This window comes from Albibacterium bauzanense (assembly GCF_004339765.1).
Taxonomy (GTDB): domain Bacteria; phylum Bacteroidota; class Bacteroidia; order Sphingobacteriales; family Sphingobacteriaceae; genus Albibacterium; species Albibacterium bauzanense.
In genome coordinates this window covers 1,102,631-1,117,103 of sequence record NZ_SMGO01000002.1, presented here as the reverse complement: position 1 = coordinate 1,117,103, position 14,473 = coordinate 1,102,631, and the positions used below count along the sequence as shown (strand labels likewise).

Genomic DNA, 14,473 nt, shown 5'->3' with positions numbered 1-14,473 from the left:
TCTTTAGAATCCTAGTGCAAATAATATCATCTATCTCCATTTCGGAATCTCTCTTTTCTAAATTACTATGAAGGTTAAAACTAGTACCGTTTTCGATATCTTGTCACGTATGCGTGTTTATTTCCAGGGAAGCAATTCCATTGGAAACTCACGTAATGAAGAACCATTTCGATCAGAATTGTACAACTCCGATCAAATGGAAGTCCATGCTAAAGTAGTGGCTCGATCTCACAAGCTGCTAAAAGGAAAATCTTCTGACAAGCTGTTAAAGAGGCTCGGAAATAATGAGAAAATATTATTAGATGTACGAAACCTGTTGGTTGAAAGTATCCGATCCGGGCAAACAATAACTCCAGGTGCAGAGTGGTTACTTGATAACTACTATCTTATAGAAGAACAAGTAGTAATAGCCCGAAAACACTTACCAAAAGGATATAGTGAAGGTCTGCCTTACTTAGAGAATGGAAATTCAGCCGGCATGCCAAGGGTGTATGATATTGTGCTGGAAATCATATCACATAGCGACGGACGTGTAGATGTAAAAAGTCTAAGTGGTTTTATTGCTGCCTATCAAACTGAGAAAATATTAACATTGGGTGAGCTATGGGCAATCCCGATTATGCTCAGACTCGCTGTTCTTGAAAACCTGCGGAGAGTTTCAGAACGGATAGCTTTGGATATGATCGACAATAATCTGGCAGATTATTGGGCTGAAAAAATGATGACCACCGTAAAGGAAGAACCAGCTAATCTGGTTCTAACAATTGCGGATATGGCACGCTCCAGACCAGTGCTTAACAGTCCTTTCGTTGCTAGCTTTACACGCAAATTACAAGGTAAAGGACCTGCTTTGGCATTGCCCCTTAATTGGATGGAGCAACAGCTATCAAGAATGGGTATTGCAAGCAATGATTTAGTATGGCAAGAAAATCAAAAGCAGGCAGCCGATCAGGTATCTGTAAGAAACAGCATAGGAACATTAAGATTCATTGGCAAAACAGACTGGCGTGAATTTGTTGAAACTCTTAGCAGCGTAGATCAGGTTCTTCGTCAAGATGTTACTGGTACTTACCAAAAGATGAATTTTGCAACACGCGATAGATATAGACATGAAGTAGAAGCTATTGCCAAAGGCACCCTCCTATCCGAGACAGAAGTTGCACAAAAAGCCTTAGAAATAGCGCAGAATTATATAGTACCCGAAGGAGAAGACAATAGGCGCAAGCATATAGGTTATTATTTAATTGATAAAGGAAGAAAGCAAACCGAACAGGCTGCCGGAATGCGCTATACCTTTAAACAGAAGATCACTAATTTCACAAATAGAAAGCCTGTATCCATCTATTTCCTTTCCATTACGATCGTAACCTTATTGGGCGCGTCTGCCATGTTCTTATTGGCTTATCGACACGGCACTTTCGACTGGGAAATATTAACCATAGTTGGTTTTTTATGCATTGCAGGCTCTGCCCAATTAGCTATATCCTTTATAAATTGGCTAGCCACGATATGGGTAAAACCGACACTGCTTCCTCGAATGGATTTCTCAAAAGGAATTCCTAATGAATGTCGTACCCTGGTTATCATTCCGACCATGCTATCCAGCAAAAAGTATATTGAAGAGCTGGTTGAAGCACTTGAAGTTCGTTTTCTGGCTAACCGCGAAGCTAATTTACATTTCGGACTGCTAACTGATTTTATGGATGCAGATACCGAGACTATGCCACTGGATAATGCCTTGTTAGAACTGGCCAGCGAAAGAATTAAAGAACTAAACGAGAAATACAATCAGCCTGAACAATCCGATATTTTCTTTCTCTTCCATCGTCCAAGACAATGGAATGCAAAGGGAAACAAATGGATGGGTTACGAACGTAAAAGAGGGAAATTAGCAGCGTTAAATGCTCTGTTACGAAACCAGGAAAACAGGTTTTCTCATATCGTTGGCCAATACCAGGTATTAACCAATGTCAGATATGTAATCACACTCGATTCAGATACCCAGCTACCTCGTGAAGCTGCATGGAAGCTGATTGCATCCATGGCACATCCATTAAACCATGCCGTATACAATCCTCAAATGGGACGAGTTATCGAAGGTTATGGCATCTTGCAACCTCGCGTAGCATCAAATTTCCCGAAAGGTGCTACCTCTCTGTATCTTCGTATGCAAGGTGACGTTTCCGGCATTGATCCTTATACACGGGCATCGTCTGATGTGTATCAAGACATATTTCGTGAAGGTTCCTTTATTGGAAAGGGAATTTACGATGTTGATATATTTATACGCACATTAAGCAATACCTTTCAAGAAGACCGTATCTTAAGTCATGATTTATTAGAAGGCTGTTACACACGTTCAGGACTATTAAACGATGTAATATTATACGAACAAAATCCTGCTGAATATGAAACAGATGTTCAGCGACATCATCGTTGGATCAGGGGCGATTGGCAGATAGGCGCATGGATAATGCCCTTTGTTACCAGAGCAGACGGCCGTTTTACAAGAAACCATCTTTCAACTCTATCCAGGTGGAAAATATTCGATAACCTTCGCAGAAGTATCTTACCTCTATCTTTATTACTCATATTATTGTTTGGATGGTCAATTCTACCCTATCCGTGGTTCTGGACATTAGCCGTTACCATTATTGTGCTCCTGCCAGTTATGGCAGCAGCAGCGCTGCGTTTAATTCATAGGCCCGAAGACATTGATTTAAAAGCACACATATCTGATGTGGGCCGTTCTGTAAGAGATGTATTAATTCGCTTTATGTTTGATATGGCGGTTCTACCCTACGAAACTTACCGTTATACACATGCTATCATACTTACCAATTGGCGTATGATATTTACCGGTAAAAAACTATTGGAATGGACTCCTTCGGCACAAACATCGCGTCATTCAAAAAACACGATTCTATCAAACTACCTTTCTATGTGGATTGGCCCGGTAGTAGCCGCTATTTGTACTATCTTATTTCTTTATTCTAATCATCCGGCATTTTATGTCGCTTCACCTATTCTTATACTTTGGATAATATCACCAGCGCTTGCATGGCGTTTAAGTATTCCGGAAGAAGAAGAGGCTCCTGAATTAACCGAACAACAGACTCTTTTCCTGCACAAGTCTGCTCGCAAAACGTGGTCATTCTTCCAGCAGTTTGTAAATGCAGAAGAAAACTGGCTGCCGCCTGATAACTTGCAAGAGCATCCTGATAAAATTGTTGCACATCGTACATCTCCAACCAATATCGGATTGGCTTTACTTGCCAACTTAGCAGCCTATGATTTTGGGTATATACCTGCTGGTGAGTTTGTTACTCGTTGCAACAACACCCTGCAAACTATGTTGAGAATGGATCGATATAAAGGACATTTTTACAATTGGTACGATACAACCACCCTATTAACTTTGCAACCAAGGTATGTATCTAGTGTGGATAGCGGCAATCTTTTAGGTAATTTATTAACACTCAAACAAGGCCTTATCTCACTTCCAAATGAGCCGATCTTCAATTACCGGAGCTTCGAAGGACTAAGAACAACGGTTGAGATAATAAACGACTTACTTAAGATTCAGAAAAATGAACTGATAGAAAAGATATTAGAACTATTGGATACCATTATCCAGGAAAACAGTCATTCTTTAAGTACCATAAAAAAACATCTCGATAACCTGGCCCTCATTACTGACGAATTAGCTTTATGGGAAGAAGAAAATGAAACAGATCTGCCTAAGTGGACAAAGAGATTGTCTTTGCAAATAAAAAGCATTCGCGATGACCTGGCAACAAATATTCCATGGTTAGATATGTTACCAGTTCCCAATCAATTTATTCAACTGGCACTGTTAGACTACAATCTTTCTCTCAAATCCATCCAAGAAACATCGGATGAGTTTATACAATATATCAACCACTATAAAAAACAAGAGAATAATGCAGAGGATAGAGAATGGCTAATTAAGCTACAAGCATCTTTTACAAAAGGCTATACTGCGGCTGTTTCAAAGATAATTTTCTTAAAGCAACTGGCAGATCAATGTGAGGAGTTAAGCACAGTAGAATACGACTTCCTATTCGATAAGTCGACTAACCTATTAAGAATCGGCTTCAATGTCGACGAACAAAGAAAAGATGATAGTTTCTATGATATGTTAGCATCCGAAGCGCGTTTAGCGGTTTTTGTGGCTATTGCACAAGGAAAACTACCTCAGGAAAGTTGGTTCTCTTTGGGTCGTCTGCTTACTAATTCTAATGCCGGACCTATCCTGCTATCCTGGAGTGGATCTATGTTTGAATACCTGATGCCGCAACTAATAATGCCATCTTACGAAAACACCTTACTCTATCAAACAAATAAAGCCACTGTAAAACGGCAGATAGAATATGCCAAAAAACGTGGAACTCCATGGGGTATATCAGAGTCGGGCTACAACAATGTAGATGTTAATTTAAATTACCAATACCACGCTTTCGGTGTACCTGGTCTCGGACTCAAACGTGGTTTGGAAGAAGATCTTGTTATAGCGCCCTATGCCGCTATGCTTGCATTAATGATATCACCTGCTAAAGCTTGTGCTAACCTGCAATTTATGTCGCTCGAAGGTTTTGAAGGTGAATATGGTTTTTACGAAGCCATCGATTATACAACAAGCCGTCTCCCACGAGGAAAAAATTATGCGATCATTAATTCGTATATGGCACATCACCAAGGTATGGGTTTCTTATCACTGGCTTACGTATTGTTAAACAAGCCTATGCAACAGCGCTTTGTATCTGAATTGCGATTCCAGGCCACCCTATTATTATTGCAGGAACGTATTCCTAAAACATCCATTTTCTATGCACACACTGCTGATATCAGTGAAATGCGTACTACCGATGCCGATGTGCAGGTAAGAACTATCAGCACAGCAAATACAGCCATTCCTGAGATTCAACTGTTAAGCAATGGCCACTATCAAGTAATGGTTACAAACTCGGGTGGCGGATACAGTCGATGGAAAGATTTATCCATTACGCGCTGGCGGGAAGATGCTACCAAGGATGATTATGGAATATTCTGCTACATTAAAGATGTTAATACGGGTAATTTCTGGTCAAATACCCATCATCCAACCATGCATCCGGCAACGAACTATAAAGCTACCTTCTCTCAAGGGCATGTTGAATTCTACAGGCAAGATTATGGAATAGATACGAAGACCGAAATTGTAGTATCTCCTGAAGATGATGCTGAAATGAGACGGATACGAATAACAAATAAGTCTCAATCTGCAAAAACTCTGGAAATTACAAGCTATACTGAGATTGTAGTAGCGAGCCAGGCATCTGACGAAGCACATCCGGCATTTAGTAATCTTTTTGTACAAACTGAGATAATGCCTGAATACAATGCAATATTCAGCACTCGTCGTTCTCGCTCTGAAGCTGAACAACCACCTCACTTATTCCATTTAATGGATGTACACGGTGTAGAGATTCAGGAGGTTTCCTATGAAACTGACCGGATGGAATTTATTGGCAGAGGAAAGAATATAGCACATCCGCAAGCCATGGAAGTAAGCACCCTGGCTGGTAATCAAGGATCAGTTTTGGATCCAATTATGGCTATTCGCTATAGAATAGTCATAAAGCCGAATCAAGTAGCTACGATTGATCTCATTTACGGAATCAGTGAAACCAAAGAAAGCTGCGATGCCCTGATGCATAAATACCGGGATCGCAATCTAAAGAAACGTGCATTTGAACTATCCTGGACACATAGTCAGGTATTGCTCCGACAAATTAATGCAACCGAGGCTGATGCTCAGCTATACGGAAAATTGGCAGCTTCTATCATTTATGCTAATCCTAATTTAAGGGCAGATTCAACTACGATCAATAGCAACTTTAGAGGTCAGTCCGGACTATGGAGTCATTCTGTATCCGGCGATTTACCAATCATTCTTCTTCAAATAGACAACCCGGATAGCATTGAATTAGTAAGCCAAATGATTCAGGCACATGCCTACTGGCAATTAAAAGGATTGGCAGTCGATCTTGTGATATGGAATGAAGATCATGGTTCTTACAGGCATGAGCTACAAGATCAGATCTTAGGAATGATCTCGTCTGCAGCCATCACAACCTTCACGCATAGCAACCCGGGCAATGTATTTGTAAAATCAGCCGATCAGATATCATCCGAAGACCGCATACTTTTTGAAAGTGTTGCACGAATAATCATTCGCGACAGCGAGAGCACTCTTTCTGAACAGATCAATCAGCATAATACAGAAAAAGTGCTGCCTCCTTTATTAGAGCTTAAATCAATTATCTCTCAGGAAAGTGAAACCAAACAAGAATTAGATCTTCCAGATGACCTGCTTTTCTTTAATGGCACTGGAGGCTTTGCACCAAGTGGTGATGAATACAAAATAATAACAGATAAAAAGAAAGGTACCCCTGCCCCTTGGGCAAACATCATTGCTAATCCTATTCTCGGAACAGTAATTTCAGAAAGTGGCTCAGCTTATACATGGGCTATTAATGCACATGAATACCGAATTACACCGTGGAGCAACGATCCGGTAAGTGATATCGGTGGAGAAGCATTCTATCTGCGCGATGAAGAAACCGGTGCATTCTGGTCACCTTCTCCTTTTCCTGCAGGAGGAAAAACTCCTTATATAACTACACATGGTTTCGGTTATAGCACCTATGAACACATCGAAAGCGGTATCCATTCAGAGATGTCCGTATTTGTAGATAAAGACCTGCCTATCAAGTTCATTGTTCTAAAAGTGAAAAACCAATCAGGCCGGATACGCAAACTTTCTTCAACAGGCTTCTTAGAAATAATACTTGGCGATGTGCGTTCAAAGACGAATATGCACATTCTTGCAGAACATGATACACCAAGCGGTGCATTATTATTCAGAAACCGATATAATACAGCCTTTGCAGAACAAGTTGCCTTCTTCAAAGTTAACGGGGGCAATAATTTCAGCTTCACTACAGATCGATCTGAATTTATCGGCAGAAACAGGAACTTAGTGAACCCGCAAGCGCTAAATCGCAAAAAACTATCAGGCAGAGTCGGTTCAGATATGGATACTTGTGCTGCCTTACAAGTACGATTTGATCTATTAGACGGAGCAGAAAAGTTAATTATTTTTCAAATAGGTAATGAAGCTGGTGGCACTCAGGCACTAAACCTCATTCAACAATTTACAGAGCACGATCGGGTATTGGAATCACTGCAACAGGTAAAAGAATACTGGAAAGATACATTAAGTACGCTGCAAGTAAACACGCCCGATCAATCGCTTAATTTACTGACAAATGGCTGGCTTACTTATCAAACCATCGCCTCCCGTTTATTTGCTCGTAGCGGATTCTATCAGTCGGGCGGAGCATTTGGCTTTAGAGATCAACTGCAGGATGTACTTTCACTATTGCATAACAAACCTGAATTGGCAAGAGCACAAATCCTTCTCAATGCCTCCAGACAATTTGTTGAAGGTGATGTTCAACATTGGTGGCACCCACCTGAAGGAAGAGGTGTACGAACCAACTGTTCCGATGATTTATTATGGCTGCCTTTCGTAGTTTCTCGTTACATCAATACTACAGGAGATACAGGAATATTGGCAGAATCAGTCGGTTTCCTTGAATGCAGACTTCTTCATGAAGGAGAAGATTCCTTATATGATCTACCGGTTAATGGTAACTTAAATGGCGATTTATACGAACACTGTGTTCGCGCTATCAAGCATGGCCTCAGATTTGGAAAACATGGCTTACCATTAATGGGTTCAGGCGATTGGAATGATGGTATGGACTTAGTAGGTAATAAAGGAAGTGGAGAAAGCGTATGGCTTGCCTTTTTCCTATACACCATACTCATCGACTTCGCAGACACCGCATTAAATCACGGTGACGCTGCTTTCGCAGAAACCTGCAAAAACGAAGCTGCTAAATTGCAAGCTAATATTGAAGCATCAGCCTGGGATGGAGAATGGTATAAACGAGCTTGGTTTGACGATGGAACGCCTCTAGGTTCAAAAGAAAACACAGAATGCAGTATCGATGCTATTTCCCAAAGCTGGTCTGTATTATCTACTGCTGCACCAGAGGAAAGAAGAAATACAGCCATGGATTCTTTAGACAAGCGCCTTGTAAAAAAGGATATGAAAATTATCCAATTGCTAGATCCTCCTTTCAATGTCGCCAAACCGAGCCCGGGTTATATTAAAGGCTACGTTCCTGGAGTTCGTGAAAATGGAGGTCAGTATTCACATGCTGCCATCTGGACACTCATGGCTTTTGCTGCTTTAGGCGATCGAAAAAAGGTGTATGAATTGTTTAGCATGATTCAACCCATCAACCATGCATTGGATATGAAAGCTGTACAAACTTACAAAGTAGAACCTTATGTAATGGCTGCCGACGTTTATGCAAACGAATCGCACTTAGGAAGAGGAGGATGGACCTGGTATACTGGCTCTGCCGGATGGATGTATCAATTTATTACTTATTCAATGCTGGGAATAAACTTGCAAGTCGATCGACTAAACTTTGCACCTTGCTTCCCGTTAGAATGGCCATCTATCTCCATGGTTTACCGTTATAAGAGTTCAACCTATAAGATTACAGTTTATCAAATAACAGAAGGTAAATCCTGGTGGAAAGCAGGAGATTCACGAGGTGAAGGAAACAGTATTCAATTAGTAGATGATGGAACCGAGCATACAGTAGAAGTACATGTTGCTATTTAGCTATATGAATAACTTCATTATTAATAATTACATAATTGATACCTTCTTCTGAAAATTCTGGTATAAAAAGACCAGTAAATCTGCCAAACGCAGGAAGTATAAAAACATTTCCAGATTGATAAAAGCAAGGTAAACGAAAAGTTTGCCTTGCTTTGCGCTGAACCACATAACCAGGATGCACATGTCCAATAATATAGAAACTATCAGGTTCAAGATTTACAGGAAGCTGATGCCTTAAAGTTATTTTATCCTCAAGAATCCTTTCCTGAATAATATCTATCTGGGCATTATTAAAAAACTCTTCGGGAATAATATCATGATTGCCCTTTGTAAGAGTAAATCTAATATGAGGAAACAAAGCGATCTTTTTTAAAAAGTAATCAGAGTCACTGTTTAGTTCACTATGAAATAAGTCGCCTAAAAACACAACCTCATCAGGCTTATATTCTTCAATCAAGCTTTGCATCGTTTCCAAATCCTCATTAATAGAAATACTAGGAGCAAATATCCCTTTCTTTCTAAAATGAAGCAGCTTGCCCAAATGCATATCTGCAATGACCAATATTTTATATTGAACCAGATAAATCGCCTTTTGCGATAACAACTGAATCTCTGTACCTCGGATGCTTATGGTCATAATTCTTCCAATTGTTGTTTAATCTTTTCAATCCTCGATAGCCAATCTTCATTTGAATATTTTTCGCGAAAAGACTCCGTAAATAATGGAAAAGAAAAGGGTGTTAAATGCTGCAAGGTTTGCAAAACCTTTTTATGTGCTTCAATTCGTTGAAATGCTGCATTCATCCTTACAATCTCAAGTTGAAAAATAAACACCTCATCATAGGCTTGCCGGAGCAAAAGATTATCCCTGTCATAATCTTCAAATACAGAAAAGAACAGACCAGAATTAGCCTGCAAATGTTTAGTCTTTATCTGTTTCCCCGGATATCCCTTAAAAACCAAACCCGAGATGCCTGCAATTTCACGGAATTGGCGACGAGCCATTTCCATGGTATTAATCCCCTCCTGAATATCTCTATATAGCTCCTTTGTAGAAAACAAATCTTCCAAAGACATTTCAGCAACAGCAATCTTTTCATCACTCAAAAGCTCAATACCATATTCATTGGTAGCAATGCTAAAGGTTGATTTCTTGATTTTAGAAAGCCGATAAGCTAATACAGCAGCCATCCCCTCGTGAACCAATTTCCCTTCAAATGGATAAACAAATAAATGATAACCATATTTTGTATGAACATATTCTATCAACAACTCATTCTCTTTTGGGAGATAACTTAACCGGCTCTGTTCTTTAAATAAAGGCATTAAAAACTTTACTTCAGGCGTTTTACTCTCAACAGATTTATAATGTATTTCTTTAAAAGTGTGACGGATAGCCGCACCAAGATTCGCAGAAATGGGAAGGCGCCCGCCCATCCATGAAGGAATTCTACCTCGCTTCTTATTAGATGAACGCACAATAACCTGCATATATTTTACCATGATCAACTCCAGGCTCCTACCCGAAAACCAGAAAGTATCGCCCGGCTTAAGTCTTGAAATAAACCATTCTTCAATAGATCCCAGGTATTTGCCATTTAAAAACTTCACCTGCATCATCGCATCGTTCACAATAGTACCGATTGACATCACATGCCTTAAGGCTATTTTTTTATCAGTTACCTTATACAGACCATCAATAATTTTAACCTTATGAAACTCATCATAGGCATCCAATGTCTTTCCACCCTTATAAATTAATAAAAGGCAATCATCAAATTCCTGACGATTAATACTCTCAAAGCAATGGGTCTTTATTACTTCCTTAAAGATAACATCAGCATCAAAACCTTCAGATACTGCCAGCGTAGTTAAATACTGTATCAATACATCGAACGATCGGATAAAAGGAATCCTATCTTCAACCATTCCTTTGGCAACTGCATATTTCAGACTCGCGCCTTCCATAATTTCAAGCGAATGTGTAGGAAGAAAGTAAATCGTACTCAATGCTCCCGGCTGATGGCCGCTCCTGCCAGCACGCTGTAAAAAACGCGCAATACCTTTCGGTGAACCTACTTGTATAACTGTATCAACAGGCCTGAAATCTACTCCCAAATCCAGGCTACTGGTACAAACCACTATTTTCAAGATCCCCTCATGCAATGCATTCTCTACCCAATTTCGCAAATCTTGACTCAGACTGCCATGATGCAATGCCATTACACCTGCTAAATCGGGAGCTATATCCAATAATCGTTGATACCATATTTCCGCTTGTGCGCGTGTATTGGTAAAAAGCAACGTACTGCTACCCTGCTGAATTAAAGGTAAAACCTTTTCAGCCAATGTTAATCCCATATGGCCGGCCCAGGGAAACTTTTCCAATGAATCAGGGAGAATAGTATGAATATCGATCTTCTTATCCAACTCTGCTCGCACCAATACACCTGCATTCATCGTACCTAACAAAATAGCTTTTGCCTGTTTTAAATTCCCAATGGTGGCCGATATTCCCCAGATTATTAATTTAGGATTTAAGGCCTTTAACCTGCTTAAAGCCAATTCAATTAATACGCCTCGTTTACTGCCCATTAACTCATGCCATTCATCAACAACAATAACAGAAAGTTCTGCAAAGTATTCAGAATAGCCTTTCGTAGCCAACATAATATGAACACTTTCTGGTGTAGTAATTAAAGCATTCGGAGGTTTTGTTTTTTGTTTCTTACGTTCAGTAGCAAGTGTATCCCCGGTTCGAAGTCCGATGGTATAATCTATTCCCAAATCATCGCTAACTGCGTTTGTAGCCTGATGGATCTCTCTTGATAAAGCACGCAAGGGTGTGATCCATAAACAGTGTAATTTCTTCGCCTTTCTATTATCAGTTAACTTAGGTTCAACCTTTAAATAATAATGTTCTAATACGCCAAACCAGATAGCCATTGTTTTTCCAAAACCAGTTGGAGCATTTAACAGGCCTGATTTACCTTTTGCCATTTGATCCCAGCTATCCTTTTGAAAAGCGTAAGGTTGCCAGTTTTGAAGCTTAAACCAATGTTCTGCTAGTTCATTCACTGTTGAATTGAATTTAAAATGGCTACCAAATCTTCTTTTGTATTTGCTTCAATAGCAGGTTTATCTTCACGCCATCGCGCTATTCTTGGAAAACGTAAAGCAACACCTGATTTATGCCGCGTACTTTTATTGATCCCTTCAAAAGCTATTTCAAACACCAGCTCTGCTTTAACACTTCTAACCGGTCCAAACTTCTCAAGCGTATTTCTTCTAACCCACTTATCCAGCTTTAAAATTTCCTTATCCGTCAGTCCGGAATAGGCTTTAGCGAAAGGAACCAGCAAGTCGCCATCCCAAACCGCAAAGGTATAATCCGTCAAAAGATTAGCACGTCTGCCAGAGCCACTTTGTGCATAAATCAACACTCCATCAATGGTCATAGGATCGGTTTTCCATTTCCACCAATTCCCTCTCCTCCTCCCTGTTTCATAAGGACTGCTTTTCCTTTTAATCATTAATCCTTCACAGAATTCCTCTCGTGCGTTTCTCCTAAAATGAGCCACATCTTCCCAAGTATCCAACTCTACCAACGGTGATGGAATCAATAGAACCTGTAACGCTTCCTGATTGATCAACTCCAATAGCTTCTTGCGTCTTTCCGACAGTGGCCAATGTCGGATATCCACACCTTCATACTCCATTAAATCATAGCAAACCATAACCAACGGTGCTTCTGCCAATGACTTTGCTGACAAATTCTTTCTGCCAATCCTTGTTTGCATAATGCCAAAAGGTAAAGGAGCACCCTCCTTCCAGGGAATAATCTCTCCATCAATTACCGTCCCATCCGGCAAATGCATATGCAATATATGAAACTCAGGAAATTTATCTGTAAGCAATTCTTCCCCACGGCTCCAGACATATACCTGCGAATTTCTAACAATAATTTGCCCGCGGATACCGTCGTATTTCTTCTCTAAAAACCAATCATCAATATTACCTAAAAACGCAGATGGAGCCTCTTCTAAAGGATAAGCCAGAAAAAAAGGATAAGGCAAATAGTCTTTCGAGACAAGCGAATCTTCCGAAAAAAGCGACTCCATAGTCTCTTTTGCCGGATTCCATTTACCCATTAAACGATGAGCAATTTCCTTCTCTTCCCTTTCTAAATAAATAGCCAAAGCTTTTATTACCGACTGCTTACTTAATCCTATTCTGAAATTCCCGGTAATCAGCTTATTAAAAACAAAGTTCTCATCCTTATTCCCTTTTCTCCAAAAAGCCTGAATAAACTCTCTCTTTTCTTCTATCGATGCTGTAAACAAATCTTTCAATTGAGTTACAACAACATGAAGAGGAATTTCTTCCTGCTTTACAGCATCACTATTTCCTACAATATGCGATAAGGTTTCCGCTAAATCACCCACCACATAGTAAGATTCCTCTATGATCCACAATGGAAGATCTGCAATTTCGGATGCCCATAAACGAAGATCTGTTGCCTTAACGGGTCTTTTAGGTTTATTGCCAGTCAATATTGCAATGGCCCAAACTTTATCAAGATCTTCTGCTTTCCTAAAATACTCTATTAAAGCCGTTATCTTATCGTTCGTTTTGGTAGAAGCATCTATTGCTTGAAAGATTTCTGTAAAATACCTCATAGCCCTTCCTCTATTTCTTCCAGCGGATTGGGTTCAAACATGGTTTTGATTTCTATGGCATTAAGGCCATAAGATTCACGAAGCCATTTGGCATAAATGGATTGATAACCATGCGTTACATAAATATTTTCAGCACCTGTTTCTTTGATCGCATAATTCAACTGCTTAAAATCACAATGATCTGATAATACAAATCCTTTATCAACACCATACCGGCGACGCGCTCCACGAAGGGTCATCCACCCACTGCATACAGCAATCCGGTAAGGTAGAAACTTACGTAACCACGGAGAACCAATTACACTCATAGGTGCAATAATAATATCTCCGTTTAGCTTTTTCCGATCAAATGCCTCCCCTAATCTTTCACCTTTAAAATCAAAACCTGAAAGACGAAGAGCATCGTTAATATTAGCTACCGCACCATGCAAATATATTCTTGTATCAGATGCTTGCAAATGCTGCAAAATGTTCTGAGCCTTGCCTAAAGAGTAACCGATAATTACACTATTAAAGCCATCTTTTGAATTGTTTTGCCACCAATTATTCATATCGGCATAGATCTTTTCGAAAGGATCAAAATCATAAATAGGCAGGCCAAAAGTACTTTCGGTTACAAAACTATTGCACTTCACAGCCTCGAAAGGTGCCGATACTCCATCATTTAACACCTTATAATCGCCGGAAATTACCCAGACTTCTCCTCGATATTCTAAACGCACTTGCGCAGAACCAATAATATGTCCGGCTGGATGCAAACTAATTTTCACACCATTTATAGAAATAGCTTCATTGTAAGCCAAGGTCTGAACAGATATATCTTGTCCTAATCTTAATTTAAGGATCTCTTTTGAAAGCGTATGACATAAATATTCTTTATGCCCTGGTCTTGCATGATCACTATGACCGTGAGTAATAATTGCTTTATTTACAGGGAGCCATGGATCAATGTATACATCGGCTTGCGGACAATAAATTCCTTCCGGTTTGAATTGAATCATATTTGAACTGATAGAGCAAAAAA

5 protein-coding genes are annotated in these 14,473 nt (G+C 39.8%); 1 reads left to right on the top strand and 4 read right to left on the bottom strand.

Annotation, left to right across the window (positions count from 1 at the left end; genetic code table 11):
- The first annotated feature begins 67 nt into the window (after positions 1–67).
- Complete coding sequence (locus C8N28_RS10865) at positions 68–8,770, top strand: GH36-type glycosyl hydrolase domain-containing protein (RefSeq protein WP_132224708.1); 8,703 nt, start codon at positions 68–70, stop codon at positions 8,768–8,770.
- Here the strand turns inward: C8N28_RS10865 and pdeM are convergent.
- From pdeM to C8N28_RS10845, 4 genes are read right to left on the bottom strand one after another with little or no spacing between them, the layout of a single operon-like run.
- Positions 8,763–9,407 (bottom strand): ligase-associated DNA damage response endonuclease PdeM, encoded by a 645-nt coding sequence (gene pdeM / locus C8N28_RS10860; protein ID WP_132224706.1) that lies wholly within the window; start codon positions 9,405–9,407, stop codon positions 8,763–8,765. The genes C8N28_RS10865 and pdeM overlap by 8 nt on opposite strands.
- Positions 9,404–11,848, bottom strand: a complete 2,445-nt coding sequence (locus C8N28_RS10855) for a ligase-associated DNA damage response DEXH box helicase (RefSeq protein ID WP_132224704.1) — start codon at positions 11,846–11,848, stop codon at positions 9,404–9,406. Before C8N28_RS10855 ends, pdeM begins: the two co-directional genes overlap by 4 nt.
- Positions 11,845–13,449: an ATP-dependent DNA ligase gene (locus C8N28_RS10850; RefSeq protein ID WP_132224702.1), complete on the bottom strand. Its 1,605-nt coding sequence runs from the start codon at positions 13,447–13,449 to the stop codon at positions 11,845–11,847. The genes C8N28_RS10855 and C8N28_RS10850 overlap by 4 nt, the downstream gene beginning before the upstream one ends.
- On the bottom strand, positions 13,446–14,450 hold the full coding sequence (locus tag C8N28_RS10845) for a ligase-associated DNA damage response exonuclease (protein ID WP_132224700.1): 1,005 nt from the start codon (positions 14,448–14,450) through the stop codon (positions 13,446–13,448). Before C8N28_RS10845 ends, C8N28_RS10850 begins: the two co-directional genes overlap by 4 nt.
- Positions 14,451–14,473: the final 23 nt, after the last annotated feature.